Source organism: Butyricimonas faecalis (assembly GCF_003991565.1).
Classification (GTDB): Bacteria; Bacteroidota; Bacteroidia; order Bacteroidales; family Marinifilaceae; genus Butyricimonas; species Butyricimonas faecalis.
Window position 1 is genome coordinate 273,733 of sequence record NZ_CP032819.1, and the last position, 26,890, is coordinate 300,622.

21 protein-coding genes and 1 tRNA gene are annotated in these 26,890 nt (G+C 42.6%); 18 read left to right on the plus strand and 4 right to left on the minus strand.

Going from position 1 to position 26,890, the window contains the following annotated elements:
• Positions 1 to 6 precede the first annotated feature (6 nt).
• Genes D8S85_RS01125 through D8S85_RS01140 form a run of 4 tightly spaced genes read left to right on the plus strand, consistent with a single transcriptional unit; the run spans position 7 to position 4,080 of the window.
• Entirely contained in the window at positions 7 to 1,836 is a 1,830-nt protein-coding gene (locus tag D8S85_RS01125; RefSeq protein ID WP_106624431.1) for an LPP20 family lipoprotein, read from the plus strand.
• 33 nt (positions 1,837 to 1,869) lie between these two features.
• On the plus strand, positions 1,870 to 2,433 hold the full coding sequence (locus D8S85_RS01130; RefSeq protein ID WP_106624432.1) for a hypothetical protein: 564 nt from the start codon (positions 1,870 to 1,872) through the stop codon (positions 2,431 to 2,433).
• A gap of 57 nt (positions 2,434 to 2,490) precedes the next feature.
• Positions 2,491 to 3,423: a hypothetical protein gene (locus D8S85_RS01135; protein ID WP_127074717.1), complete on the plus strand. Its 933-nt coding sequence runs from the start codon at positions 2,491 to 2,493 to the stop codon at positions 3,421 to 3,423.
• A gap of 33 nt (positions 3,424 to 3,456) precedes the next feature.
• Positions 3,457 to 4,080, plus strand: a complete 624-nt coding sequence (locus D8S85_RS01140) for a hypothetical protein (protein WP_127074718.1) — start codon at positions 3,457 to 3,459, stop codon at positions 4,078 to 4,080.
• 216 nt (positions 4,081 to 4,296) lie between these two features.
• Here the strand turns inward: D8S85_RS01140 and D8S85_RS01145 are convergent, their stop codons facing one another.
• Both D8S85_RS01145 and D8S85_RS01150 read right to left on the minus strand, forming a co-directional pair.
• Positions 4,297 to 4,983: a response regulator transcription factor gene (locus tag D8S85_RS01145; protein ID WP_158641676.1), complete on the minus strand. Its 687-nt coding sequence runs from the start codon at positions 4,981 to 4,983 to the stop codon at positions 4,297 to 4,299.
• On the minus strand, positions 4,968 to 6,170 hold the full coding sequence (locus D8S85_RS01150; RefSeq protein WP_106624436.1) for a sensor histidine kinase: 1,203 nt from the start codon (positions 6,168 to 6,170) through the stop codon (positions 4,968 to 4,970). Before D8S85_RS01150 ends, D8S85_RS01145 begins: the two co-directional genes overlap by 16 nt.
• A 230-nt stretch (positions 6,171 to 6,400) precedes the next feature.
• On the opposite strand from D8S85_RS01150, the gene D8S85_RS01155 reads away from it, so the two are divergent.
• The 12 genes from D8S85_RS01155 (at position 6,401) to D8S85_RS01205 (ending at position 21,500) form a co-directional block, all read left to right on the plus strand.
• The gene (locus D8S85_RS01155) at positions 6,401 to 7,066 is read left to right on the plus strand and encodes an ABC transporter ATP-binding protein (RefSeq protein WP_027201205.1); all 666 of its coding nucleotides are present in this window, start codon (positions 6,401 to 6,403) and stop codon (positions 7,064 to 7,066) included.
• The gene (locus tag D8S85_RS01160) at positions 7,063 to 8,289 is read left to right on the plus strand and encodes an ABC transporter permease (protein ID WP_127074719.1); all 1,227 of its coding nucleotides are present in this window, start codon (positions 7,063 to 7,065) and stop codon (positions 8,287 to 8,289) included. The genes D8S85_RS01155 and D8S85_RS01160 overlap by 4 nt, the downstream gene beginning before the upstream one ends.
• Positions 8,286 to 9,446 (plus strand): ABC transporter permease, encoded by a 1,161-nt coding sequence (locus D8S85_RS01165; protein WP_158641677.1) that lies wholly within the window; start codon positions 8,286 to 8,288, stop codon positions 9,444 to 9,446. Before D8S85_RS01160 ends, D8S85_RS01165 begins: the two co-directional genes overlap by 4 nt.
• A 12-nt stretch (positions 9,447 to 9,458) precedes the next feature.
• Positions 9,459 to 10,679: an ABC transporter permease gene (locus D8S85_RS01170; protein ID WP_127074720.1), complete on the plus strand. Its 1,221-nt coding sequence runs from the start codon at positions 9,459 to 9,461 to the stop codon at positions 10,677 to 10,679.
• Positions 10,676 to 11,845: an ABC transporter permease gene (locus D8S85_RS01175; protein WP_106624441.1), complete on the plus strand. Its 1,170-nt coding sequence runs from the start codon at positions 10,676 to 10,678 to the stop codon at positions 11,843 to 11,845. Before D8S85_RS01170 ends, D8S85_RS01175 begins: the two co-directional genes overlap by 4 nt.
• Positions 11,846 to 11,859: 14 nt before the next feature.
• Positions 11,860 to 11,991 (plus strand): hypothetical protein, encoded by a 132-nt coding sequence (locus tag D8S85_RS22075; RefSeq protein WP_262495456.1) that lies wholly within the window; start codon positions 11,860 to 11,862, stop codon positions 11,989 to 11,991.
• On the plus strand, positions 11,979 to 13,202 hold the full coding sequence (locus tag D8S85_RS01180) for an ABC transporter permease (RefSeq protein WP_106624442.1): 1,224 nt from the start codon (positions 11,979 to 11,981) through the stop codon (positions 13,200 to 13,202). Before D8S85_RS22075 ends, D8S85_RS01180 begins: the two co-directional genes overlap by 13 nt.
• Positions 13,199 to 14,371, plus strand: a complete 1,173-nt coding sequence (locus tag D8S85_RS01185) for an ABC transporter permease (RefSeq protein WP_106624443.1) — start codon at positions 13,199 to 13,201, stop codon at positions 14,369 to 14,371. The genes D8S85_RS01180 and D8S85_RS01185 overlap by 4 nt, the downstream gene beginning before the upstream one ends.
• A 20-nt stretch (positions 14,372 to 14,391) precedes the next feature.
• Positions 14,392 to 15,858: a TolC family protein gene (locus D8S85_RS01190; RefSeq protein WP_106624444.1), complete on the plus strand. Its 1,467-nt coding sequence runs from the start codon at positions 14,392 to 14,394 to the stop codon at positions 15,856 to 15,858.
• Between the two features lie 3 nt (positions 15,859 to 15,861).
• Positions 15,862 to 17,106, plus strand: a complete 1,245-nt coding sequence (locus D8S85_RS01195) for an efflux RND transporter periplasmic adaptor subunit (protein WP_106624445.1) — start codon at positions 15,862 to 15,864, stop codon at positions 17,104 to 17,106.
• A 193-nt stretch (positions 17,107 to 17,299) separates the two neighbouring features.
• Positions 17,300 to 18,934: a beta-N-acetylhexosaminidase gene (locus tag D8S85_RS01200; RefSeq protein ID WP_106624446.1), complete on the plus strand. Its 1,635-nt coding sequence runs from the start codon at positions 17,300 to 17,302 to the stop codon at positions 18,932 to 18,934.
• A complete protein-coding gene (locus tag D8S85_RS01205; RefSeq protein ID WP_106624447.1) occupies positions 18,927 to 21,500 on the plus strand; it encodes a beta-mannosidase in 2,574 nt (857 codons plus the stop codon). The genes D8S85_RS01200 and D8S85_RS01205 overlap by 8 nt, the downstream gene beginning before the upstream one ends.
• A gap of 11 nt (positions 21,501 to 21,511) precedes the next feature.
• On the opposite strand, the gene D8S85_RS01210 is transcribed toward D8S85_RS01205, so the two are convergent.
• A complete protein-coding gene (locus D8S85_RS01210) occupies positions 21,512 to 24,331 on the minus strand; it encodes a TonB-dependent receptor (protein WP_106624448.1) in 2,820 nt (939 codons plus the stop codon).
• A gap of 267 nt (positions 24,332 to 24,598) precedes the next feature.
• On the opposite strand from D8S85_RS01210, the gene D8S85_RS01215 reads away from it, so the two are divergent.
• Both D8S85_RS01215 and D8S85_RS01220 read left to right on the plus strand, forming a co-directional pair.
• Positions 24,599 to 24,671: transfer RNA gene (locus D8S85_RS01215), tRNA-Thr, on the plus strand.
• A gap of 56 nt (positions 24,672 to 24,727) precedes the next feature.
• Positions 24,728 to 25,339, plus strand: a complete 612-nt coding sequence (locus D8S85_RS01220) for a DUF4923 family protein (RefSeq protein ID WP_106624449.1) — start codon at positions 24,728 to 24,730, stop codon at positions 25,337 to 25,339.
• Between the two features lie 57 nt (positions 25,340 to 25,396).
• Here the strand turns inward: D8S85_RS01220 and D8S85_RS01225 are convergent, their stop codons facing one another.
• Entirely contained in the window at positions 25,397 to 26,890 is a 1,494-nt protein-coding gene (locus tag D8S85_RS01225) for an OmpP1/FadL family transporter (protein WP_127074721.1), read from the minus strand.

A 26,890-nucleotide genomic window follows, 5' to 3' on the forward strand; every position in this document is an offset into this window, starting at 1 on the left:
GTGGCTATGAGGTATTTGCTGGGGGTGTTATTATTTTGTTTGCTTGGAAATTTGGAGGCTCAAGAGCGTCCGGATTGGGTGAAGCAGCGTCCGGTGTCGTCCATGCACTACATTGGGATAGCGTGTGTGTCGAAGAGTGAGAAGGATTACATGCAGAAGGCGAAACAGCAGGCGTTGAATGATTTGATCTCGGAAATCAAAGTGAACGTGGCGTCGACTTCTTTGTTGCATACGTTGGAGGAAAATGATCGAGTCTGGTCGGAGTACGAGGAAAGTATTCGGGTGGAGGCGAGAGAGAGCGTGGAAAACTTCAAGATGAGAGGTAGTTGGCAAAGTGATACAGAGTATTGGGTGTATTACGAATTGAACAAGTTCGATTACGAGGAGATGGTTGAGAAGCGCAGGGAAAAAGCGGTGCGGGAAGGATTTGATTATTGGTGGCAGGGTGAATCTTCGCGAAACAGGGGGGATTTGACGATAGCGTTAGCGTGTTATTTGAAAGGTTTAGAGGCGATACGCCCGGCAATTAACGAAGATTTGATTTGCAGCGTGGAGGGAAAGGATATGGATGTCGGGCACGAACTTTATAATTCTTTGTTGAATTTATTTCGAGGAATAACTATCAGGACGACTCCCGGGACGGTGGAGGGAAGGGCTTTTCAAGGAGTAGACGCTCCGGTTTCCGTACACGTGGAGCGTGAGGGTGTTCCTTTGAGGAACGTGGCGTTGTCTTGCCAATTTGTTTCAGGAGACGGGGTGTTGTCAAAAGAACTGGTGACGGATGAGTCCGGTAACGCGGATTTATACATTCGAAATATAACTTCCAAGGAACCGGGTCAAGAAATTGCTATTGTTTTGAACAAGTCGTTGTTTGCCTCGTTGGAGAAAAGCGTGTACAAGGGGATGTTGAAGAGCGTGCAGGAGGTTATGCCCCAAGGGCGGGTGAACGTGAGTGTCAAGAAAATGTCGGTGAAAGCTTTTTTGGAAGTAAAAGATGGTGCGGATCAGGTGTTGAAACGAGTGGTTTCCAGTTTGTTGACGAATAGTTATTTTGATTTGGCAGAATCACCCTCTCAAGCGGATGTTTTGGTGTTGGTAAAGACTGAATTCCGTAAGGGGGAGGAAATCCCTGGGGAGATGTATAATCTCACGGCATATTACACGACGGTGAATATTGATATCGTGAATAACCGGAGTAACGCGGATATTTTGCATTACGGGATTGATGAAATGAGGAGTTTGGCTCCGGCTAAAAATTCGTTGACGGCAGCCAGAAATGCAGCGATGACGAGTGTTTCAAAACGTTTGCGCCAGGAGTTGGAGAAGGAACTGAAAAGAATGAATATCGATATGTTGGGAGATATTAATCCTAATCCCGATCGTTTGAAGAAAAAGCCCGTGGCGAATGTGAAGCCGGACGTGAAGGTTGATGCGAAGCCGGACGAGAAAAAGCCTGTCATCGTGGTGAAAAAGCCCGCAAGTAAGGAACCCGAGTACGCGGAGGGGGAGTTGATCCCGAATTTGTTCGTGCGTTACGTGGGAAAAAAGGATTACGGGGATAAGACAATTTTGAGTTTGAAGGTCATAAACAGATTGGGGGATGATTACAACATGAACTTGATTCGTTATGACGTGAAGGTTGTTAACGAAAAAGGGGAAGAGGTGAAAATCGAGCGGATGAGGTTGGGATCTTCTGAAGATAGTCATCGGGTATCGGCCACGATTGTTCCGGATGTTGAGATGTCATTGGTTTTGGAAATGAAAAAGATACAGTCGGCTAAATTGATTCAAATATCGGATTCGAAAGGAACTGTAAAGTTGAGAAATTTGAAATAAACATAGATAATTATTATTTAAAAACGAAATGTTATGAAGAGAATTTATTATGTGTTGTCGTTGGCAGCATTGATTGCCGTGGGATGTGGAGGTCAGAAACAGTTGCTTAAAGAGGCTGAAACCGAGGTTAATATTCCTTGTTCCGGCCCGGAGTATCAGAGTTCAAAAGAGTATTTTAGGGCGAATGCTTACGCGTTGAGTACGGATATGATGATGGCCAAGAAGAAAGCGTTGGCTGAGGCTAGAGCAGAGTTGGCGACAGCGATGAACGCTACAGTGAAGAGAGTAACGGATAATTACGGCTCTTCATATCAGGTTGGGGAACAAGAAGAGGCGAAAGGTCGTTTTGAGGACATGGCAAGAATTGTTGTTAATGAAAAATTAACCGGGACTCGTGTTATTTGCGAAAAAATGATGAAAACTCCTGACGGGAAGTACAAGGCTTACGTGGCGATAGAGCTTGCCGGAGAAGAGATTGCCAAGGCCATGGATTCGCGAATAAAGAGTGATGAGAAGTTGCGCATCGACTATGAGTATGAAAAATTTAAAAAAGTTTTTGACGAGGAGATGGCTAATTTGGAAAAGGAGCAGAAGTAGGATTGAATGTGGTCGGCGGAAGGAAATTTTCTTTCCGCCGATGTTAACGTGTTTTATATGAAGTTTTTCAAGTTTTTCTCGTGTGCGTTGTTGTTGTCTGGGGTGACTTTGTCGGAAGCTCAAGAAAGGAGGACATATTCCCAAGTGCATGAATGGAGATCGGATTACCAGGAGGATTTGCCGGAATGGTTGTTTGGTTGTCAAGATTCGTTCTTTTGGGGAGTGTCTGATCCTTATTTGGTTCCGGATGTTGCCAGAGAACAAGCTTTGCAGCGTGCCTTGTTTTTGTACGCTTTGCGGGAAGGGGTTGAGGTTCGGATGTTGCAGGATTATTTTCTAGTGACCGAGACGGATTACGGAATAGATAAGCAGAGTAATAAATTAATGTTACTCTTTTCCTTGAATTTTAAGGTCGAGGGGGTTGTTTACGAGGTGTTACACCAGCACAATTCCCGGTACGGGGAAGTTTATGTCGCAATCACGGTTAGGAAAGACACTTCTGGAACCGGATGTTTGTCTGGCGTTAGTGAGTTTATGCAGGTGGTGAAGGAAAATGATAAGTTTGATACGGGATACCGAATTTTGCTAAATATGAAAGCTTCTATGTTTGATGTTGTTGACAGTACATTTTTTTTGAATAGTGGGAATGTTGATGTGTGTCGGATTGTGTCTCGAATAAATGATGAGTTTTTGTATTTCCCTAAGGATTGTTATCGTTATAGAGGCTATCCACCCGGGGAGGATCAAGAAAAAGGGAGGTGTATGCAAAATAGTTTTTGGTGTGCGCAATTGGAGTCGCTATTGTTTGTTTTGTCAGAACATGTGTTTGATGCTATCAACGTGAAAAATACGGGGGAAATATATGGCTCGCAAATCAAGGAATTGAAGCGAGAGGTCGTGAAGGATTGTGTTCGCGTATTTATGGATGGATGTTATGTTCGAGATAATCGTTTGGGGATTGATTGGCGTGTGGTAGGTAGTTTTAATTAGATGATTTATTAATTTTTCAATAAAACTAAATTTATGGGAATTCTTTTTATCATATTGGGGATTGTTGGATTGTTATACGCAATCTTTTGGGTGTTTAAGTACGAGTTGATTGTACGATGGTTTAATAAATGGGCCAAGGTTGATTTTGTTCCCGAGAAACGTTGGAATAAACTTTTACTTCACGGTGTTGGTGCCGTAGTAGGAAGTTCGCTGCTTGTTGCCTTGTTTTCTTTGTTAGTGACTGCTATTTTTGTGAATAAAGACACACCTACAAATGAGCTATCTCCAATTTGGGGGATTCTTTTTATGGTACTTAATTTTGGAGGTGTTTTTGTTTATGCTTATCTATACGTTCGTTATCGGGTGAGTAAACGTGCGATTTCGAAACGTCAAGCCGTGTGGGAAATGATATATGCCGTGTTGTCGATTTATGCTGTTGCTATTTCAATATATTTGGCTATACTCGCAATATATGTGTTTTTGGCTCTTTGTGTGATCTATTTTGCATTGAATATTGCTTTTGGAAGGAGTGTCAAGGTCAAGACCACGGGGCTTTTTTCAAGGGAAAAGAATTTGCATGAAAATATGGATGGGACGTATTCCGATTCTGCTGGGAATACCTATATACGGAGAGGTGATAAGTTTTATCGCATATGAGGTTCTAATCGGGCTTTGCTGAATAATACGTTGAAATGTTAAATTGACGTGAGCTATATCGAGCTCACGTTAATTGTGTGGTAAACGGGGGTGTGTGAAAGACGTAATTATGGATGAGGCTTGTAAAGTTATAGAAATTGCTGCTTTGGTGAATTATTCTGTTGGAAGAGTGATTTTCGGTTGTTATTTGTTTTTTAATCCGGAATAAATTTTGTGTTACAAGCCGTTCACGAGTTTGTAACCTCGTGCAAATTCGTTTTGAATGGCTATACTTTTATCTGCTTTCAGTTTTTTGTTCAGCAGGCAGACGTATCTTGTGAGGGCTTTTTCTTTGTCCGAGGTATAGATGCCCCAGAGTGTTTCGCACATTTCCACGGTGGAAATCACCTCGTTGATCCGCAGGCAGAATAACCATAAGATGTTTGATTCCATGCTTTTCAGCTCTTCTTTTTTGCCGGAGATGGAGAGTATCCGGTTGTTTTTGTTGAACGTGGTGTCGGGAGAAATACGGAAAAGGCCTTGTACTTTTTCCGTGTTTAGGCATTTGGTTCTGGCGATAGCCTTATCCAAGCGTGCCTTCACGTCGTCCACGCTACAACCTTTCACGAGATAATCGTCGGCACCTTCGTATAGGGCATGGTTGTGGTTGACGGAACTAAGAATCACGATCGGGATTTGGTCTCCTTTTTCCCGCACAAGGCGAATCAGTTCATGACCATCCTTTTCCGGCAAATCCATGTCTAGCAACAAGAGGTCCCACGTGCCGGTTTCGTATAGTTGCCATGCCTTATCCCCCTCCTTGGCAAGGGTTACCGCGTACCCGGCTTCTTCCAGGATTTCCATGTATATCATGGCGGCCGTGGTGTTGTCCTCGGCATAGAGTATGTTTATTTTTTCTTCCATTTGCGTAAGTATATAGTGAATGTACATCCTTTTCCCGGCGGGCTGTCTACCGTGATTTTTCCCTTGTGGGCTTTGATAACGTTGTAGACGTAGTTAAGGCCTAGTCCGTATCCTTTTTTGCCGGTAGAGTTTTTGTTTGCCTGATAGTATTTATTGAAAATATATTTTTGTTGTTTTTTGGGAATACCGGGGCCGTTGTCCCTTATTTCGATAACGAAGGTTCCTCTTTTTTGATAACAGATGACGGTGATCTGTGGCGTGTCTCCGCTGTATTTCACGGCATTATCCAAAATATTTTGAAGGGCTCCGAGTAGGTAGAAATGTGACGCATAAATGGTTTCGGATTCAACGAGATAGCGCAAGTTTAGCTGGATGTTTTTTTGTCCGTGGTTGGCGAGGTGTTGCTTCTCGAATAACGAGAGGATCTCGTTTTTCAAGTTAAATTCGTCCCGGTTGATGTTCAGGTGGGCCAATCCGCTTAACGTTTTAAGTAATTGCTGGGAACTGGTTTTCAGTTGGCTGGCTTCTTCTTGTATGAGCCGGATTTTCATTCGTCCTTTTTCGTCATCCTCGGCGATGGATTTCTTTTCAATAAGTTCAGTCAAGGTTATGATGCTTGCGAGGGGTGTTTTCCAATCATGCACGACTTGTTTGATCATTTCTTCCTGGAGGCGGGATAGATGTTGTTGTGCGTGGGACAGGTATAGTAAGCCCAGAATGAGCAGTAGGGTTAGCGCAACTATGGTGAGAAGGTCCTGCCACGATCTCTCTAAAAAGAAGGAGATCGGAAAATTGTAATAAATGGCCAAGGATTCGCGGGAAGAATTATTTATCGGGTAAATTTTTCCCCGTGTTATGTCGGATGTGCGTGTTTGGTTGCCCCGGAACTTGGCAATCGTTTGACGTGTGCTGTCTAACTGTGCGATGGCGAAATGGACGGCATTGGGAGTTTGGACACGTAACGCACTGTCCAGTGTCGATAAAAGATGGGTTTGTTTTTGGACAGAATCTGTTTGCAGGAGTTCCATGTACGGGGGAATAACGGATTCTATTATAGAATCCATGTGTATTTGCCAACGTGTTTTGACGGTTTCGTATAATTTAATTCCGGAGAATAATTGGTTGATCCACAATAAAATGAATATCGTGAACGTGATGTAGCCTATTATTCTTAAATCGTGTTTCATTCACTTTCCTTTTGCCTTTCCAGCATGCACGTTTGTTGAATGGTTGCTGTCATGTGGACGAGACGAAATTACGTATTTAGAATTGATTTAACAAGGAGTTGTATCCGAGCGATATGCAAGATGTGAAATTTTACAATAGTTTTACAATAATTCGGGGAGGTTTTCTAGAATGGAGTTCGTTATGTTTGTAATGGTAAAATAAATCATGAATCAACTAATACTTAAATCGTATGATAACTTTAGAGAATATTAATAAAACGTTTTACACGAGCGAGGTGGAGACACGGGCATTGGAAGATATTAACCTGACGGTGGAGAAAGGTGAGTTTGTGGCTATCATGGGACCTTCGGGGTGTGGAAAGAGTACGATGTTGAATATTATGGGGTTGTTGGATAAGCCGACGAGTGGTTGGGTGATTATTGATGATGTCCGGGCGGATTCTTTGTACGATAGGGATATGGCGAGGATTCGTAACCAGAAGCTGGGGTTTATTTTCCAAAGTTTTCATTTGATTCCGTCGTTGAACGTGTTGGATAACGTGTTGCTGCCGATGTTGTATCGCCGGGGAAGTTCTGCATCGGCCAATAGGAAAAGGGCGCTGGAGTTAATTGAAAAGGTGGGGCTGACACATCGGTTGAAACATTTCCCCTCGCAGTTGTCCGGGGGACAGTGCCAGCGGGTGGCGATAGCGAGAGCGTTGATCGGGCAGCCAAAAGTGATTCTGGCGGACGAGCCGACGGGAAATTTGGATAGTAAGATGGGAGCGGAGATCATGGATTTGCTCGTGCAACTGAACCGAGAGGGAACGACGATCGTGATGGTGACGCATGATGAGAGATTGGCAGAGGAAACCGGGCGGATTATTCGTTTGTTTGACGGGAAATTAGTGTTATGAATCGGTGGAAAAATTATATTATCCCGGCGTTCTACCATATCCGACACAACTTATCGTTCGCGATTTTTTACGTGTTGGGTACGGCGTTGGCGTTCGTGTTTATTGCGATCGTGCTGCAACTCGTTTATTCTGTTGTTGGTAATGAGCCGCCGATGGTTAATGCGGACCGGATTGTTTGTGTTGATGAATTTCGGGATGGACAAGGGTGTCTATTAGATAAGATTCCCGCAGAGGAAACGGCTAGTTTTATGGAAAGTATACGGGGATGTGAGTTGTGTGCCGTTAGTCACACAGAGGTTACGGATGTCTTTGGTGAGTACACGTTTGTGACCAATTCAGTAGATTACGTGAATGCAGATTATTGGCATGTTTTCCGATTTGAATTCGTGGAGGGACGTGCGTTCTTGCGAGAGGAATTTGAGAACAAGCAGCCTGTTGCCGTAATAAGTGAAAGTATGGCGGATATGTTGTTCAAAGGGGAGAGTCCTGTGGGTAAGAATATCGAGTGCCAGAAGGTTGTTTACACGATTACAGGAGTGGTGAAAGATGTTTCTGTTTTTACAACAGGAATATCCGGAAAGGTCTGGTTGTCGGATAAGTATAATACTTTTGCTCCTAGCGGGAGTCGTTATCATGAGATTTATGTTTTGTTTCCGGATGGGGTTTCGGTTAGCACGGCAAAACAGGAGATCGTGCGGGTGGTAAAGGAATATTATGCCCGTCGGGGAGAAATAGCCATCATTTCGGCAGAGACATTATACACGATGAAAGAAAGTCAGGTTCACCAGATAGGAGTTCAGTTGTTGTTGTATGGGGTACCTGTTGCACTTTTGATTTTATTGTTTGTCCCGTCGATTAATATCATGACGTTAAGCGTGGCAAATTCAGATAAACAATCCGAGGAGATTGCGATAAGAAGAGCGATTGGAGCCTCTCGTCGAGCCCTTTTTTTTCAAATTATGATAGAGAATCTGATGCTTGTGGTGATAGGGGTGTTTTTGGGGTTATTGTTATTGTTTCCGGTGGTTCACGTAATTGAAGAGGTGTGTATCAAGGAAGTAATTGGAGGTATGGAATTTTTAGTTACACGCATTAATTTCGGGGTGATTCTAGGATGTATTTTGCCATTGATGCTCGTGTTTACTTTACTGACAGGAGGTTTTTCGGCTTATGTGGCCGTAAAGAAAAATTTGGCGGAGGTACTGAAAGGAGGTATCAAATGATAGGACATGTATTTAAAATTGTTCGAAATTCATGGAAATCGTTTTGTGGGATTTTTATAGAGCAAATGGTGGTTTGTGTTGTATTGATGCTGGTGGTAGTTTCCGTTTTTGTAACTTTGAGTAAGATGTATTCACCGGGATTGCTAGATACAGATAATACTGTTTGTTTCGGTTTCGTGCTTGGGGATGAAGTCTGTAATAAAGAAAAGGTCGGTAAACAGATTGACGTTGTAGCGGATAATTTGAAAAAGTTGGACTATGTGGTTGAGATTACACGGAGTATGGCGATGACTCCTTATGTGGGAAATTATGCTAGGTATGGCGATAGTGTTCGTATTGAGGGAAAGATGTATAGAGTGAATTACAAGGGTGCTGACGAGGAGGCCTATAAGGTTTTTCGTCCGGAAATGGTAGAGGGGGAATGGCTTTCGGATAATAAGTTGGAGGATGGTTCGTTTACTTGTGTCGTTACACGACAATTTGTTGATGAATTGAAATGGACGCAGCCTCTTGGTCGTAAACTTTTCGTGAGAGGAAATGATTTTACGGTGGTGGGAGTAGTATCTGGAATAAAACATAAGGTACTTTTGTTTGCCGAACCGGCAGTTATTGTACCATGCCGTGCGATAAAGTATGATGATACATTCCGGGAACTTTGTGCCCGTGTAGAGCCGGGGCGGGAGAAAGAGTTTATTATGGCTTATTATAAGGAGTTTCAACGATTGATTCCTAATAAAGAGGCCCAGCCGTTTGCGATAAATATGGAGTTAGCGAAAAGAGGTACATGTAACATCACTTTCGTGAGTATTATGTTACAGTCCGTTCCCACGATATTCCTGTTCGTTTTTGCGTTTATCGGTACGTTTGGCTTGTTTATGCAGAATTCGGAAAGGCGGGCACGTGAGTATGCTTTGAGGTTGGCCGTGGGAGCGACTCCCCGCAGGTTACTCGTGTTCGTGATGCTGGAGAGTGTTGTCGTTACTTTACTGGCTTGTTTGCCCGGGGGGCTTTTGTCCGTGTTTATTTATGATTATACTTTACCGGAATGGATAGGAGTGTGCGTAACGATACTTGTTATGGTTGTGTTTTCGATGTTGAGTACTTGGTATCCGGCTTACCGGGTGACGAAGGTAAACCCGGCGGTGACTTTGAAGTAAAAGGAGAAGTGTATGGAAAGGATAAGGATATATTTCAAGCCAATCTGGTATAATATAGTACGTCATAAGGCGTATGCCGGGTTTTGCGTGTTCGGGACGATGCTGACATTCGTGTTTATCACGATATTGTTGCAAGTGGCGTACGTTATATTGTGTGATACGGCTCCGGCTATTGCGGCGGATCGAATTGTAAGTGTTCCTTTCGTGTTGAGAGATAACAAGGGAGAGGCCGTGAAAGGTCTGAACAGGTCGGATATTCGAACGTTGATGAATAATGTGAGAGAGGATGTCCGTTACACGTCTTATCATTATGAAGCGGTAGATATTATGGTGAATGGACGATATGAGGAGTATGGTATTTATTTTGTCGATCGCGATTATTGGAACGTGTTCCAGTTTGAGTTTGTGCAAGGCCATTTTTTCACGGAAGGCGAGATGCAGATGCCTTGTGTGATCGTGAATGAGAATTTCGTGAGAAGTTTTTTCCCGGATAAATCGGTTATCAACAAGGAAATTCAGATTGAAGGTAACACGTATAGGATTACCGGTGTGGTGGCAGATGTTTCCTATTTTGCTCCACAGGGAAAGGCTTCTTTATGGGTCCCTGAGAAGTTTAGTAAAAATGAATCAAATGATTGGGTGGAAACTTATATTCTTTATCCGGAAAATATGGAGGCGGAAACAATGGTTCGAAGTGTAACTAATGCCTATCAATTTTTTGTTAAGACATATTATAATATAGATAAGAGTGTCTCCGTGAAGCAGATTAGCACGGAGAAACAGTTTATTCGGAAAATGTACGGAGGTGATTTATTTCTCTCCGGGGTGGGGGTGATGATTTTTATACTTTTGGTCGTACCCGTTTTGAATATTGTTTTGTTGAGTATGGCCAATACAAATGTACAAACAAGAGAAATAGGGCTTAAACGTGCGTTAGGCGCCAGTAAAAGAACGTCTTTTTTATTTATTCTGGTAGAAAATCTTTTACTGGTTATTACGGGTACTGTTTTGGGTATTCTGTTGACGGTTCCCGTGTGTCGCGGAATTGACTGGATCGTGTTCTCGAATAGTATCGAGGGGCAGATGATGTTATTACCGAGATTGAATTGGACCATTATTTTCATCAGCGTATTGCCTTTGGCTTTGTTGTTTTCTTTCCTGTCAGGGGGAATTCCCGCATATTTGACAGTGAAACGTCCTATTATAGATATGTTGAAAGGAGGTATGAAATGATGAAACATATTTTCACGTTGTTTTTAAATCAAAAAAGGAGATATGGGGGAATGCTTGCGGAGCAGATGCTTGTGTTTTTTGTATTATTATTTTGTTTTGTTGTTGTTGGAGAGAAGATTGCTCAATATTTTTCACCGGGGGTATTGAATACGAAGAATACGTTTAACTGTATGCTACTTCCCGTTTCACCCTCGGAATATCTTTCGCCTTCGGAAGTGCAGCAAAAAATGGATCGTGTTGTTGAAAAGGTTCGAAAATCTCCTACTGTGATTGCTTTTGGAAAAAGTAAATGGTTGGTTCCTTATACTCGTCCTGAAGAGATGTACTTGAGTGATTCTATCCAAATAGGAACGAGAAAAATGCATGTTTTTTTGAAATTTGCGGATAAATATATGAATCAAGTTTTTCAATTACAAATGGAAGAGGGGGAGTGGTTGACGGATGAACTGTTGGAAGATGGAACCTGCCCGGCTGTGATAACCAGTCAGTTGATGCAGGAACTTGGTTGGTCACGAGGGATCGGTAAGAGGATACATTATAAAGGAACAGTGTTTACGGTTGTAGGCATAGTGACGGGAATTAAGCAGGAACCATTAAAGGCTTCTCGGCCTACGATGATCGTACCCAATCGTGTACAGCCGGATCAGTGGTTTGAATATATGGTTCGTGTAAAAGAGGGTGAGACGGATATTTTTCGGAATTTGATGAGCAAAGAATTTAATCTGATGATGGGAAAGGAGCATGTAAGATTGTCTTTTGGAAATATCGAAAAGTGGAAATTGAATGATATGCGAGATGTTTTTATTACCTTACTTGGTATTGGGATTCCGACGATTTTTCTTTTTTTATTCGCATTCATCGGGACTTTTGGATTGTTCTGGCTTTATTCTTCCAAGCGGCGGAAAGAGTTTGCCTTGCGAATTGTGGTAGGTTCCACGCCCCGAGGGTTATATTGTTTTGTGGTAAGCGAGAGCCTGTTGCTTTCGGTGTTAGCGTTGCTGCCGGGATTGGTTTTATTTTGTTTTGTTTATCCGTTCGACCTGGTTCATTTGTCTGCGTTAGGGTGTGCTTGCTTGGTGATGATTTTGTTCTCGGTGTTTAGTGCTTGGTGGCCGGCTTATAAAGTGGCACGGGTGAATCCCGTGGAAGCGATGCGGGAGGAATAATAAATAAAAAGATTATGGATAAATGGAAGAATTATTTAAGATTAGCGTTGTGTAGTATCAGGCATAATAGGGTGTACGCTTTGTTTTGCGTGGTCGGTACGTTTGGCTTGTTTATGCAGAATTCGGAAAGCATATGGAAAGGATAAGAATATATTTCAAGCCAATCTGGTATAATATCGTACGTCATAAGGCGTATGCTGGGTTTTGCGTGTTCGGGACGATGCTGACGTTTGTATTTATCACGATATTATTGCAAATTGTTCATGTCGTACGTGGGAATATGCCCCCGGCTTTTCATGCCGAGAGAATCATAGAGGTTCCAACTTATATATTAGATGAAAGGGGGAATAATTTTACGAACCGATGGAACCGAAAAGATGTACAATTATTAATGGGACAATTGAAGGGATACGAGAATTATACTTGTTATCATGATGAAGCGGGCAATATTCGTACTAACGGTCAGTTTGGCATGAGCATGGCTGTCTATACGGATTACAATTATTGGAACGTGTTTCAGTTTGATTTCGTGCAAGGGCGTCCTTTTACAGAGCAGGAGGCACGTGATCGGTGGGTAGTTGTGAATGAAGGGATTGCAAAAACGTACTTTACGAAAGAGAGCGTGATTGGAGAAAAGTTATATTTTCAAGGAAACGAGTATCAGATTATCGGGGTGGTTGCTAATGTTTCATTATTTGCACAGGATGGTAATCTTTCCTTGTGGCTTCCCGAACATTTTGACCGGGGGGTATCGGGTAATGATTGGGTGAATACTTTTATTTTGTTCCCGGAAGAGGCAGATATGGAAAACGCTAAAAAGATGGTGACTCATGCCGTAAATCGTGTTGCAGAGATGAAACATGTGAATGTTAATAACTTGGCTGAGCCTATACGTACGGTACAGGAAGTTCGATCCGAGTTTTTGGGAGGTGATTTTTGGGTGATAGGCGTGTTGGGGGTGATCTTGTTGTTGCTGGCAATTCCAATATTGAATATTATTCTTTTAAGTTTGGCAAATACAAATATACAGGTTGTTGAAATTGGTATAAAACGGGCGTTAGGGGCACAACAGAATTTAGTTTTCTTTGAAATATTAGTGGAGAATGTCATATTGGTAATTGGGGGAACATTGTTGGGTATTATTTTGTTTGTTCCCTTGTGTCAATTTTTCGATAAATTACTTTTTGAAAACATGATTCTTGGGGCTCAGACTATTTTGGCGGATATGAATCTCGGTGTGATCTTTGGAGAGGTTCTGCCTTTATCTCTGTTATTTTCTATTATTTCCGGTGGCCTACCGGCCTATTGGGTTGTGAAATACCCGATAACGGATATGTTGAAAGGAGGCGTGAAATGATGGTTCATATTTTTACTTTATTTTGGAATCAAAAAAGGAAATACGGAGGGATGTTTGTGGAGCAAGTTGTGGTTTTTATCGTTTTGTTGTTTTGTTTCGTGAATTCGGGTAAAACTTTATCTCGATATTATACCCCTGGAATGCTGGATACGGAAAATGTATTATGCTTTGGAACGGAGAGTAAATTGGATGGGGATTCACTTACACCGGAAGAAACGGAAAAGATGATGAGAGGTTTGTGTGAGAGGTTGAGAAAACATTCTGTTGTGGAGGCGGTTAGTGAATGTGCATTTTTTGTTCCCTATGTTCGTCCGGAAGGAATGAACCCGAAAGATTCTTTGGGATACGGGGAAAAGAGAATACAAATTTACGTGAAGGGTGCAGATGAGTATACGGCGGAATTGTTTAAAATCGAAATGGAGGAAGGAGAATGGTTGTCAAACGGGATGTTAGAAAATGGGACATATTCGGCTGTTATTACCCGGCAGTTGTCAGAGCAGTTTGGTTGGCATGAAATACTTGGAAGGTGTATTTCTCTTAACGGGAGAGTGTATACGATAGTAGGGGTGATTGCCGGATTGAAGCAGGAGGCTCGAGAAGAGTCTCATCCGGTACTGATTTTACCTTATGAGGAGTGTGGGTATGCGGGGTGGCCGGAATTTGTGGTTCGGGTACAGGAAGGTAAAGAGAAAACTTTCAGTAAATTGTTGGATAGAGAGTTTGCTCGTTTATTTATGGGCTCAAATCAAGAGATTAGTTTGTTTTCTTTGAAAAGTTTGAAAGTTACCACGATGTTGAGTGATATTGTAAATATGGGAGCAATGATTATTCCCGTGTTGTTTCTACTAGTATTTACGTTTATCGGGACTTTGGGATTATTTTGGCTTTATTCTTCCAAGCGGCGGAAAGAGTTTGCCTTACGAATTGTGGTAGGTTCCACGCCCCGAGGGTTATATTGTTTTGTGGTAAGCGAGAGCCTGTTGCTTTCAGTGTTGGCATTGCTGCCGGGGATGGTTTTATTTTGTTTTGTTTATCCGTTCGACCCGGTTCATTTGTCAGCGTTAGGGTGTGCTTGCTTGGTGATGATTTTGTTCTCGGTGTTTAGTGCTTGGTGGCCGGCTTATAAAGTGGCACGGGTGAATCCCGTGGAGGCGATGCGAGAAGTGTAAACAGTAAAAATGGAAGTGTTATGAAAGGATTGTTCGTGTGGTGGTGTTTACTGATTGTTTTACCTGTTGCGGCTCAACAGGAGCAAAAGGTTGTTTCTTTGGGGGAAGCGATTCGTCTGGCACGGGAGCAGTCGCTGGATGCGATGGTGGCAAAGAGTCAGTTACGGTCGGCATATTGGCAATATCGAAATTACAGGGCAGATTTGTTACCCAACGTGACGTTGACGGGAACATTACCGAGTTTTAACAGGACGTTATCGAGTTATTTGAAAGAGGATGGGACGTATAAGTATATTTCCAGTAATTCGATTTCGGAGCAGTTGGCGTTGTCGGTGACACAGAATATCCCGTTGACGGGAGGAGCGTTGTCCTTACAGTCACAGGTGGAGCGGGTGGATCAGTTGGATGGAGACAAGACGACGGAGTATATGAGCGTGCCGTTTAACGTGATTTTTTCGCAACCGTTGATCACGGCAAATCCCTTGAAGTGGAGTATGAAGATCGAGCCGGAGAAGTACAAGCAAGCTCAGCAACAGTTTGCCGTGAACATGGAAAACGTGGCGATACAAGCTATATCGTATTATTTCGATTTGTTGCTGGCAATGATTAACGTGGATATTGATCGGCAGAATTTGAAAAATTCGGAAAAACTGATGCAGATAGCACGGGGAAAACGGGAAAGGGGATTGATTTCCGATAATGATTTGTTGCAGTTGAAGTTGAATTACTTGAATGCCTCGTCTTCACTGATTCAGACGGAACAGGCTTACGAGCAAAAGATGTTTGCTTTGCGTAATTATCTGGGGTATAACGAACGGGTGGTGATTATTCCCGATATGCCGGAAGAGTGTCCGGAAGTCGAGGTGACGTTTAAGCAGGTCATGGAGCTGGCGAACAGGAATAATCCTTTCCGTTATGACGTGGTTTGCCGGATGCTGCAAGCACGTCAGCAGGTGGCACAGGCGAAAGCGGGGAGAGGGTTCAAGGCGGACGTTTACGCTTCTATCGGGTTCACGGGAAGTGACAAGTCCTTCAAGGAAACCTACCGGAATTTGCGTAACCGGGAGGCGGTCAGTTTGGGAATAAGTATTCCGATATTGAACTGGGGAAAAGGACGAGGACAGGTGGAGTTGGCTTGTTCGCAAGCCGAGATTACACGGGTGCAGGTGGAGAAGGAAACATTGAATTTCGAACAAAATGTGATGACAGCGGTCAAACAATACCAGGAACAGAATCGGTTGAACGAGATCGTGCGTTTGGCGGATACTGTCGCCCGGAAACGTTACAAGACGGCATACGAGACTTTCGTGTTGGGGCAGATCAGCGTATTGGATTTGAATGCCGCACAGACGGAACAGGATAATGCCCGGCGTACTTATGTGAGTCAGCTGTATTCGTCATGGGTGTATTTTTATACTTTACGCGGGTTGACTTTGTATGATTTCGAGAAGAGAGAAGATATAATTTATCAACAAGAAAAATATTAGATTATGGATCAGGCAATATCTCCGGAGATAAAAAGACAACGTAAGCGGAAGATGATCGTGAAAGTTTCTATGATCGTGGTCATAGGCGTGGGGGTGTTTTCTTTTTTGGTGAATATGTTTCAACCCAAGATCCGGGGGGCAGAGGTGAATTTCGGTGTGGTGGACGAGGGGGCCGTGGAGGTATCCGTGTATGCCACGGGGAAGGTGGTTCCTTTTGCGGAAGAGGTTATCACTTCTCCGGTGTCTTCGAAGGTGTTGGAAGTGTACAAGAAGTCAGGTGACCGGGTTCGGAAGGATGAACCGTTGTTGCAGTTGGATTTGGAAACGATACGGACAGAGTATGAGACAAAGAAGGAGTCGTTGGAGATGCAATTGAATAAATTGGATTTGCAGCGTAAAACGATAGCGAGTGATTTGGCGGAAATGAAGATGCAGGTGGACATTGACGAGATGATGTTGAAACGAACTTTGGTGTCGTTGAATAACGAGCGCTATTTGGATAGTATCGGGGCCAGTACGAGGGAAAAGGTGCGGGAGGCAGAATTGAATTACACGGTGAAGCAGATGCAACTGGAGCAATTGAAACGTAAATACGAGAATAAAAAGAGCACTTCACAGTCGGAGATTCGTTCGCTGGAGTTGGATTACAAGATTGCCAAGAGAAACATGGATTTGTTGTTCAAGACGCTCGGGGAGGCACAGGTGATGGCTCCTCGTTCCGCCACGTTGACCTGGATTAACGATCAGGTCGGGGCTTCCATTTCGCAGGGAAGTAATTTGGCTATATTGTCTGATTTGTCGAGTTTTAAGGTGGAGGGAGAGATTGCAGACAGTTACGCGGATAAGATTACCGCGGGGAACCGGGTGAACGTGGTGATCGGTGGCGAGAAGCTTTCGGGTACCGTGGGGAATGTCACTCCTTCGGTGAATAACGGGGTTATCAAGTTTGTCGTGTTCTTGGATGATCAGAGTAATACTCGATTGCGTTCAGGGCTGAAAGTGGATATACACGTCACTCATGCCATGAAGGATGAGACGTTGCGTTTGCCAACAGGAGCTTATTATATGGGGCGGGGAGATTATGACCTGTGGGTTGTGAACGGGGAGCGGGTGGAAAAGAGAAAGGTCATGCTAGGCGAGAGTGGTTTCGAATACGTGGAGGTGTTGCAGGGGTTGACGGTCGGGGAGAAGGTGATTATCTCGGATATGGGAAGATACAGGGATAAGGAGGTGCTGTATGTGAGGTGAGTTGCCAAGGGAAGCTTGTAAATTTATGATTTTTGATTGACGATTTATGATTGAAAGATATTAATCCGTGTAGTTGGAATCTGAAATCGTAATTCATAAATCGTAAATAATTTAATCTAGGTGTTTTTGTCGAAAATATTTGTGTATGAACGAATTTTAACTTACCTTGGCTGTTGTGTTTAAAAATGCGTTTATGAAAAAAATCAGTTTCGTTTCAATCGTAGTATTGTGTATTATGTTGCTTGGCGGATGTGCCAGCGAACCGAATCAAGAGGTGAATATTATACCTCAACCTAAAAGTATTACCGTGACGGATGGCGGTTTTTATTTATCCCCGAAAACAGTGATTAACGTGGTGAAGGGGGCGGATGATTTGCAACCGGCTTGTACTTTTATGAGCACATTGGTTGAGAAATCTTTCGGGAAGACTTTGACCGTGGAGAACGGGGAGGCTAGGAAAAATGCGATTAATATTGTTGTCGATCCATCTATGGAAACGGATGTTTATGATTTAACGGTGGAGAAGAATGCCGTTCATATAAAAGGCGGAAGTTCGAAAGCTGTTTTCTATGCCATGCAGAGTTTACGGCAGATGATGCCCGTGGGCGTGGAGAAAGGGGAGAAGATGGATCGGATTCGGATTCAAAATGTACAGATTCAAGATGAACCTCGGTTAGGGTACCGGGGAACAATGTTGGACGTGTGTCGTCATTTTTTCACGGTGGATGAGGTGAAGACTTTTATCGATATGTTGGCTTTGCATAAGTTGAGCGTGTTCCACTGGCATTTGACGGATGACCAGGGGTGGCGTATCGAGATAAAGAAATACCCGGAACTCACGAAGATTGGAAGTCAACGGAAACAGACCGTGATTGGTAAAAATACCGGAAAATATGACGGTACTCCATACGGACCGTACTTTTTCACACAGGAAGAGATTAAAGAGGTTATTCAGTATGCTGCCGATCGGTATATCACGATTATTCCGGAAATAGAGCTTCCCGGGCATGCGCTTGCCGCTTTGGCTACTTATCCGGAATTGGGATGTACGGGTGGACCTTACGAGGTGTGTCAGATGTGGGGCGTGTTTCCGGAAGTATTTTGCCCCGGTAACGAGAAAACGTTTGAGTTTTGGGAAGGCGTGTTGGATGAGGTTGCGGAATTGTTTCCCGGAGAGATCATCCATATCGGGGGTGACGAGTGTCCGAGGGATGCTTGGAAAAAGTGTAAGAAGTGTCAGGCCCGGATGAAACAGGAGAAAATGAAGGAAGAAGGGGAACTGCAAAATTATACCGTTCACCGGATCGAGGCGTATTTGAAGGAGAAGGGCAAGAGAATTATCGGTTGGGATGAAATATTGGAGGGGGATGTTTCTAAGACAGCGATCGTTATGTCGTGGAGAGGAAAAACGGGTGGTATTAAAGGAGCAAAGAGAGGAAACGAGGTGGTGATGGTGCCGAATGATTACGCTTATTTTGATTATTATCAATCTCAAGATATTGATAACGAACCTTTTGGTATCGGTGGTTTTGTGGATGTAGCGAAAGTGTACAGTTTGGACCCGACAGAGGGTTTGACTGCCGAGGAAGGAGAGAAGATCATCGGGGTGCAGGCTAATTTGTGGGCGGAGTATATTACTACTTTTAGTCATGCTCAATATATGTTATTGCCGCGTATGGCTGCTTTGGCAGAGGTGGCATGGACCCCGCAGGCTGATAGGGAGTATTCCAATTTCTTGAATCGGGCGAAGTTGTTGACTCAACGTTACGAGGCTTTAGGTTATAATTTCGCGAAACATATTTTACAAGAACCAAAATCTGATGAATAAAATAGTTTGGGTGCTGTTTTTTGGGTGTATCACCTGGGGAATAATCGGGTGTTCAACCGAAAAAGAGATTCGTACGGAACTGAATTCCGGTTGGCAATTCCGGCAAAGGGATTCGGGGACGTGGTTACCCGCGACGGTACCCGGTACGGTACACACGGATTTGTTGGCCAACGGGAAGATTGAAGATCCTTTTTACCGGATGAATGAGTTGCAGTTGCAATGGATTGACAAGAAGGATTGGGAGTACCGGACGGAGTTCACAGTTTTGGAGGAAATAGGGGAAAAGGTCAATCAACGGATCACGTTCACGGGGTTGGATACTTACGCCGATGTATATTTGAACGGGGAGAAATTAGGAAGTACGGACAATATGTTCCGGACGTGGAGGTTTGATGTTGCGGGTAAACTGAAGGTCGGACGTAACGAGTTGCACGTCGTGTTTGCTTCCCCGACTCTTAAGGGACGGGAGGAAATGGAACGTTACGGGTTGAGGTTACCCGCGGATAATGATCAGAGTGTACGGGGAGAGATGGGAGATGACCGGGTTAGCGTGTACACTCGTAAAGCTCCTTACCATTATGGTTGGGATTGGGGACCTCGTTTGGTGACTTCCGGTATCTGGCGTCCGGTGGTATTGGAGGCTTGGAATGACGTGAAGGTGGAGGATGTGTTTGTTCACCAGCCTTCCGTGACAAAGGAAGAGGCTCAACTGATCGCGGAGGTTTGTGTGAATTCGGATAAGCAACAGAATGTCACGATGGCGATTGTGAGCGCGGGGAAAGTGTTGCTGCAGGAGCAAAAGGAATTGAAAAAGGGTGAGAATAAGATATCTATACCTTATGTGATCCGGAATCCCCGCTTGTGGTGGAGTAACGGGTTGGGGAAACAGAATCTGTACGATTTCACGATTCAGGTGACCAGCGAGGAAGGTGTCTTGGCGGAAAAGAAGGTGACTACGGGTTTACGGTCGTTGAAATTAGTTCGACAAAAGGATCAATGGGGGGAATCTTTCGGTTTCGAGTTGAATGGTATACCCGTGTTTGCCAAGGGGGCTAACGCTATACCGAATGACGTGTTTCTACCTCGTGTGACCCGAGATTTGTACGAGAAAGTGGTGTCGGATGCGGCGAATGCCAACATGAATATGATCAGGGTATGGGGTGGTGGAACATACGAGGATGATGCCTTTTATGAATTCTGTGATAAGTACGGGATCATGGTGTGGCAGGATTTCATGTTTGCCTGTGCGATGTATCCCGGAAATCAAGCGTTTTTGGATAACGTGCGTCAGGAGGCTATTGACAATGTTACACGAATACGGAATCATCCTTGTATTGCTTTGTGGTGTGGGAATAATGAAAACGCTTTGGCTTGGCGACACGGTGCGCCGGGGGGATGGGGGTGGAAGAATGCTTTCACGAAGGAGGAACAGGATACAGTTTTCAAGGCCTACTATACCGTTTTTCACGAGATTCTGCCCGATGTGGTGAAGGATTACACGGATGGGGATGATTACTGGCCTTCCTCGCCGATGGCGGGATCGGAACCGGATCAGCATGGATTGGACGGAACGACTTCGGGCGATCAGCATTACTGGGGGGTATGGCATGGTTTTCGACCATTGGAGAGTTTTGACGAGGCGACTACCCGTTTTTGCAGTGAATACGGTTTTCAGTCCTTCCCGGCGATGAGTACAATAGAAAAGTATGCCCTGCCGGAGGATTACGATATAGAATCGGAGGTGATGAAATCACACCAGAGGAGTTATATCGGTAACGGGCGTATTCTGGATTATATGAAAATGTATTACCGGGTTCCGGAGAATTTTGAACAGTTTATTTACATGACCCACGTGTTACAAGGGTTGTCTACGAAAATGGCTATCGAGGCACATCGTCGGAATATGCCATATTGCATGGGTTCCCTGATTTGGCAGATCAATGATTGTTGGCCTGTTGCCAGTTGGTCGACGACGGATTATTACCATGAATGGAAAGCGGCACATTACGTGATGCGGGATTGCTTTAAGGAGGTGATCGTAGCTCCGAAATGGGAGGGGGATTCGTTAGCTGTTTATGCCGTGAGTGATAGGTTGGAGGATACTCGTGGGATGTTGAGTATTAAGGTTCTTGATTTTTATGGTAATCTCATTTTTTTGACTCAAAGAGGAGCAAATATACCGGCGAACACTTCGACTGTTTTGTGGAAATTGAACCGGGATTCGTTGCTTGTGGGAAGTTCGGAGAAAGAGGTGGTACTTGTGGTACGTTTACAAGGTGGTCAGGTCTTGGATGAAAAGAATGTTTATTGCGTGTATCATAAGGATTTAGATTTACCGGTACCTCATTTCTCTATACAGGCCATGGAGGAGAATGGTGAGAAGTTTATTCAGGTTTCTTCAAATAAATTGGCTTGTAATGTCATGTTCTATATTCCGGGAGTATCGACTTTCTTTTCGGATAATTATATAGATATAATTCCGGGAAGGAGCTATAAAATAAAGGTTGAGACGGATTTATCCCCAGCTCAGATACGGGAACGGATAAGGCTGCGTTGTATGTATTGAGTATTAAATTTTTAAAAGAATCCGGGAGGCGGTGTTTCTTCCGGACCTCTTCTTTCTTTCTTTTTACCAATGGAGTTAAAGCGGTAGGAAACGGTTAACATGTAGTAATTCCGCTCATTCGTGCTGTAGCTGGTTTGTGTGTACAGGTCTTGAATGCTGTAATTCAGTAGGTTTCTTTGACGTAAGATGTCCATTGCTTTGAATCTGACTTGAAGTTGTTTTCTTTTCAAGAATTTTTTCCCGATCTCCATGTTTAGAAGACTGTTGGATTGGTTCACGTTTCCGCCTTTTTTACTTAGCGTGTAGCTATATGAATAATCTCCGGCAAGGATGAATTCTTTCCAGAACACCCATTTGGCATTTGCGTTGACTGTTTGAGAGAAAGAACTGGAGCCATCCGTGGTCGTGCTTGTCAAATTGGAGTAAGAGGTGCGAGAAGATACGTTATAGTCCAAATTCTCGGATACGTTACTACTAATGTTTAGGCCGAATGATGCGTTATGGGAATTCGTCAAATTCTTTATATTGTCATAGATTGAAGGTGTTCGAGAATAATTGTAAGATAAAGAAGGACTTAATCTTAATTTTAAGGACTTGATTTCAAAGGAATAACTGGTGTTCATGGAAAGTCCCCATTGTCCGTTCAAATTTACGGGACGTGTGAGTCGTGCACCTTGCAATATCTGGTAACCGTTGATAACCGTGTCTTTTGAGATAAATTGGGTTGCCGTGGCAATATTGTTGAATGAATTTCGGAAACTGATATTTACGTTTAAGAAACTGAAATTCTCTTCGCTTACAATATTTCGGCTAAAGGACATTGAGGCCGATTGTGAGAATGTTTTTTTCAAATTGGGATTTCCTGTTGAAATATTTAATTGGTCTCTCACATCAAGAATGTCTTGTAATTGCTCGGCTCTAGGGGAATTTGTATTCCCGTTATAGTAAAAAGTCATGCTAGATCTTTGGGATAATCTATAGCTGAAATTTATTTGAGGAGAAAGATTCAGGTAATTATTTCTCACGTTTGAGTCCGGTGCATTCAAGTATTCGTATCTGTTTTCTTCTCTCGATAAATTGATTGAGCCTCCGGCATTGAAATAGAATTTTTCTTGATTGTATCCATAACGGATGCCCAGGTTATTACTTGTTCTTATGGTACTGGTTTTATTGGTTAAGGCCGTGTCGATACCGATGACTTCCGTGAAAAGTGCATCTTTATATGACATGCTTTCTTTGTCCGAACTATTCTTGTTGTAACTGAATGAGTAATTGAATGATAATCGGGCTTTTTCAGTTAATGGTTCTGAATAAGAAATAGATGCCGTGTATGAGTTTGATATTCCTTCGGAAGTGTTAATAAGATTACGTAACGTGTCTCTTTTATTTATAATACTGCTATCTTGTTGTGTATTATTGTTTTTGTTTTTACTGATGTTTATATTTCCGTTTAGAGTTAATGTTCGGCCTGTTTTCTGGAAAGCGTGCATCCACGAGAAATTACCCCCGAAAGAACGATTTTCACTATGACTTTGATTTTTGCTGTTCGTGATATTTATCGTATCGTTATCTTGAATATTGCTATTCATGTTCAATGATCGGCTATCTGATTGGCTAAATGAAAAAGAGGGGGTGAAGTAGAACCTGTTTTTCTTGTTCATGGAGTAGTTAAAACGGGTATTCACGTTATGACTTGAACTTTCAGACCAGGAATGTGATTCTGAATTGTAAATGTTACTCTGGAAGCTTTCAGAAGGGAAATATTCCTGAATACGGGAGCTAGCAGAATAAGATTCGTTGTTGCTACCATTGTAACTACCCCCGATATCAGTACCTTTGCTGAACGTGTTGGCGAAGTCCATGGAGTAATTTTTTCCTCGATTGTTCCCACCTTTCCCGTGGTATTGTGCATTAGGAAGTTCGGAACCTTGATTGGTGTTACGTAAGCTTCCCTGTATGGAGAATTTTTGCTTTTTATTAAAGGCATTAGCTGAAACGCCTAGATTGTAGTTATTGTCTTTAAATGAATTTTCTAAGTTTTCTGAAATGCCGTGTCCAAGGTTGGCTTTACCGAATACTTTCAACTGGTTGGGATTCTTGGTTTCAATGTTTAATGACCGGAATCTTTTTCCATCGTCGTATCCTGAAAAGTCAGCTTCTTCACTTTTCCCGTCAAACATTTTTATCTTGTTAACGAGACTTGCCGGAAGTGTCTGGAGTGCAGCCATCGGATTGCTGAGGAAGTATTCGGTTCCGTCAATATAGATTTTCTTGACTTCTTCCCCGTTTGCCATTAATTTCCCGTCGACAATTTGAAAGCCGGGTAGTTTTTTCAACAGGTCTTCCAATTCGGCATCTTCCGGGACTTTCAATGCATTTGCGTTGAATTCTGTTGTATCGCCTTTCTGAATGATCAAAGGTGGTTTGGCTGTAATAACGACTTCTTCTAATACTTCCGGAAGTAATTTAATTATTCCGACATTGGTGTCTGCTTTTACCAGATATTTTTTGCTTGTAGCTTGATAACCGACAAAGGAAGCGGTAATGACCAGCTCTCCTGGAAGGAGGTCTGTTAGGGAGAATTCTCCCATGGCATTGGTTACGGTTGTTGGTTTTTTATCTTCGCCAACATAAATGTGTGCACCTGGCAAAGTTTCGTCATCAGTCTCTCCTGTTACGATACCTTTTAGCGTGTATTTGGTAATCTTTTTTTCGGGTATTGTGGTTGTACTTTTTCTAGTCGTGTCTTTCTTTTGTGTTTGAGCATATATTGTCACGGGCATGGCCAGCGTGAATAAAAGGAAGATTATTTTGTAGATATGAAGTTGCATATTATATGTTGTTGTTCTGATTTAAACAAAAATAGACATATAATATGGATGTACCATGATAAAAAAAAGGTTTATGATTTCTTTAAATACTATTTTAACAAAATATTTAGAAGTCTGTTAGAAAATAATGGTTGGCAATCCTCTTTTCATCTTATTGATAATTAAAATGTAACTATGCGGGTATAAAAAATGTGCGGTTTTGAGTTGAAAAAAATTGGTTTATCGTTTTCAAATTACAAAAATAGTCGTACATTTGCACCCGTTATCGCCAATTTAGCTCAGCTGGTAGAGCAACGCATTCGTAATGCGTAGGTCTGGGGTTCGAGTCCCCAAATTGGCTCGAATAGAGGCCTGTCTGATAGACAGGCTTTTGTATTTAAATTAAACATTATATTTATGAAACGAGTTATTGCAATTTGTTGTGTGTTGATGTGTTTTGGAGGAGTACAATTGGTACAAGCCCAATCATTAAAGGACATTTTGAATTCATCGAAGGTGAAGGACGTGGTGAATCTTGTAACAGGTAATGTGATTAAATTTTCGGATCTTCAAGGAACTTGGAAGTACGTGGAGCCTGCTTGTAAAATGACGAGTGGAGATTTGTTGAAAGAAGCGAGTGGTTCATTGATAACTTCGGCATTGGAGAAAAAGATGGTGAATATTTACACGAAGCTGGGGATTGTTCCGGGAAATTTCAGCTACACGTTTAGCAGTGATAGTACGTTTACGAATACAGTTGGGAAAAAGGTATTGAAGGGAACGTATTCTTTGGACGAGAAAACAAGAGTGTTGACATTACGTTATATGTTGGCACAAACGATCACGGTGAAAAGCGTGGAAGTGCAGTTGGTGAAATCGGGAGAACAGGTGTCATTACTTTTCAATACGGAAAAGCTTATGAACTTTATCAGTGTATTATCCTCTGCTTTGAAGAAATCAAATAAAACGACCACTTCACTAATGGATGGGTATGATGAGATTCTTTTAGGATTTGAGATGAAAAAATAATTTGCTTGATGGCAAAACAAGAACGGGGACCTAATCAAAAGTCCCCGTTCTTGTTTATTAAAATCTGATTCCTAATGTTAGCCTGAATTCGTTGTCTTTGAATTTTGTCTGAAATTCGGGGGATTCAATTACTTCCCCTTTTGAAGTTTCATAGTAATAGAATAGACCGTTTAGCTTGGAATTCTTGTGAAGATAAGCAAGGTCCGCGTAGAATACACCGAAATTTAATCCCAGACCACCCGTGATTGTTTGAACGTTATTCTTTTCATTCATTTCCCCTTTCGTATAGGGCGAGGCAGAATAAGCATAACCTCCTCGTGCGCAAAATAAACTATTGAATCGATACTCGGCTCCGAAACGGAAATTATGAGTGCTTTTATAAATAGTTTTTATGGCATCATTCGTCGCGACATACTCGTTACCGGAACCACTATTGGTGAATTTAGCTGAAGTATAATCAATGTATTCATAATCAGCACTGATAATGGCTCTTTGTCCGAGAACAGTTGCAAGACTTCCTATCACTCTCCATGGGGTTTTTAATTTGTAGGAATAATCGGCTTCTTGATACATTCCGTACTTCAAATCGTTTCCTAGATCAGCTCCTTCAAACGGAAGCTCTACAAACTCCGATGAAACCCAATTCATGGCATAGGCGTCTAAATTGTAATATGTTGGAGTGTGAATAGCTGCTCCGATGCGTATTGCCGGTATAGGACGATAAATCATTCCGAATTTAAAGTTTACGCCGGTACCACTGGTAGTGAAATCTTGATCAAAAGTGAAGCCTTTTAATTTGCTATCAATACCATCTCCTACAACCCATTCCGTGTAATGTGAATAAGATTTGAAATGAAGGGATTGAATTCCTAATGTGGCACCAAAATAAAATTTATCATCGTAATTCGCTCCGGCAGAAATAGCGTATTCAGCCTGATACCCTCTCTCTTTCGTGTACTTCAACTCTTCTACGGAGTGAGTGTTATTTATTGGAATATCGTATATATTGTCCTTACTTCCTTCCGGTAAATTAAGAAGGTAGGCATCATAAGCTAATCTTGTGGTAAATGGATTTAAATCGCTTGTAGGTTTTCCATCTGCCTCCGCTTTCCACACATCAATCAGGGAAGAACCTTTAGATATAAAATTACCTTGATATATGTTTTTATTGAAATTATTTAGATTGGTGTAATTGAAACCGATATTAACGTTTTTCCACTTGTCACTCATGGGTGTGAATGACAGAACAAAACCTAAATCTCCCAATAAATACATGTTTTTTTCATAATCAAACTTTCCTGTTTTTGCATGAGCAAAGTCAAGCATTGACGTGAAACTAGCCTCTGATTTTCTAAATACACCAATTCCTCCCGGGTTTGTACTTAAGGTGGACAAATCACCTCCCAAAGCACCAAACGCACCACCCATGGCAGCGGATCTAGCTGTTCCGAAAGGAAAGATCCGAGAGAATCTAATTGCATCTTCTTCATTTTGTGCAGAGGCAAAAAGGGAGAAAAAGAGCATTAGTGTTAGTATACATACAATCTTCAT

Coding starts and splice junctions, on each gene's coding strand:
- D8S85_RS01150 (WP_106624436.1), bottom strand. CDS start 6,170: ATGAAACACGATTTAAGAATAATAGGCTACATCACGTTCACGATATTC.
- D8S85_RS01190 (WP_106624444.1), top strand. CDS start 14,392: ATGAAAGGATTGTTCGTGTGGTGGTGTTTACTGATTGTTTTACCTGTT.
- D8S85_RS22075 (WP_262495456.1), top strand. CDS start 11,860: ATGGATAAATGGAAGAATTATTTAAGATTAGCGTTGTGTAGTATCAGG.
- D8S85_RS01155 (WP_027201205.1), top strand. CDS start 6,401: ATGATAACTTTAGAGAATATTAATAAAACGTTTTACACGAGCGAGGTG.
- D8S85_RS01185 (WP_106624443.1), top strand. CDS start 13,199: ATGATGGTTCATATTTTTACTTTATTTTGGAATCAAAAAAGGAAATAC.
- D8S85_RS01145 (WP_158641676.1), bottom strand. CDS start 4,983: ATGGAAGAAAAAATAAACATACTCTATGCCGAGGACAACACCACGGCC.
- D8S85_RS01205 (WP_106624447.1), top strand. CDS start 18,927: ATGAATAAAATAGTTTGGGTGCTGTTTTTTGGGTGTATCACCTGGGGA.
- D8S85_RS01125 (WP_106624431.1), top strand. CDS start 7: ATGAGGTATTTGCTGGGGGTGTTATTATTTTGTTTGCTTGGAAATTTG.
- D8S85_RS01210 (WP_106624448.1), bottom strand. CDS start 24,331: ATGCAACTTCATATCTACAAAATAATCTTCCTTTTATTCACGCTGGCC.
- D8S85_RS01130 (WP_106624432.1), top strand. CDS start 1,870: ATGAAGAGAATTTATTATGTGTTGTCGTTGGCAGCATTGATTGCCGTG.
- D8S85_RS01165 (WP_158641677.1), top strand. CDS start 8,286: ATGATAGGACATGTATTTAAAATTGTTCGAAATTCATGGAAATCGTTT.
- D8S85_RS01160 (WP_127074719.1), top strand. CDS start 7,063: ATGAATCGGTGGAAAAATTATATTATCCCGGCGTTCTACCATATCCGA.
- D8S85_RS01170 (WP_127074720.1), top strand. CDS start 9,459: ATGGAAAGGATAAGGATATATTTCAAGCCAATCTGGTATAATATAGTA.
- D8S85_RS01200 (WP_106624446.1), top strand. CDS start 17,300: ATGAAAAAAATCAGTTTCGTTTCAATCGTAGTATTGTGTATTATGTTG.
- D8S85_RS01220 (WP_106624449.1), top strand. CDS start 24,728: ATGAAACGAGTTATTGCAATTTGTTGTGTGTTGATGTGTTTTGGAGGA.
- D8S85_RS01135 (WP_127074717.1), top strand. CDS start 2,491: ATGAAGTTTTTCAAGTTTTTCTCGTGTGCGTTGTTGTTGTCTGGGGTG.
- D8S85_RS01140 (WP_127074718.1), top strand. CDS start 3,457: ATGGGAATTCTTTTTATCATATTGGGGATTGTTGGATTGTTATACGCA.
- D8S85_RS01225 (WP_127074721.1), bottom strand. CDS start 26,890: ATGAAGATTGTATGTATACTAACACTAATGCTCTTTTTCTCCCTTTTT.
- D8S85_RS01180 (WP_106624442.1), top strand. CDS start 11,979: ATGGAAAGGATAAGAATATATTTCAAGCCAATCTGGTATAATATCGTA.
- D8S85_RS01175 (WP_106624441.1), top strand. CDS start 10,676: ATGATGAAACATATTTTCACGTTGTTTTTAAATCAAAAAAGGAGATAT.
- D8S85_RS01195 (WP_106624445.1), top strand. CDS start 15,862: ATGGATCAGGCAATATCTCCGGAGATAAAAAGACAACGTAAGCGGAAG.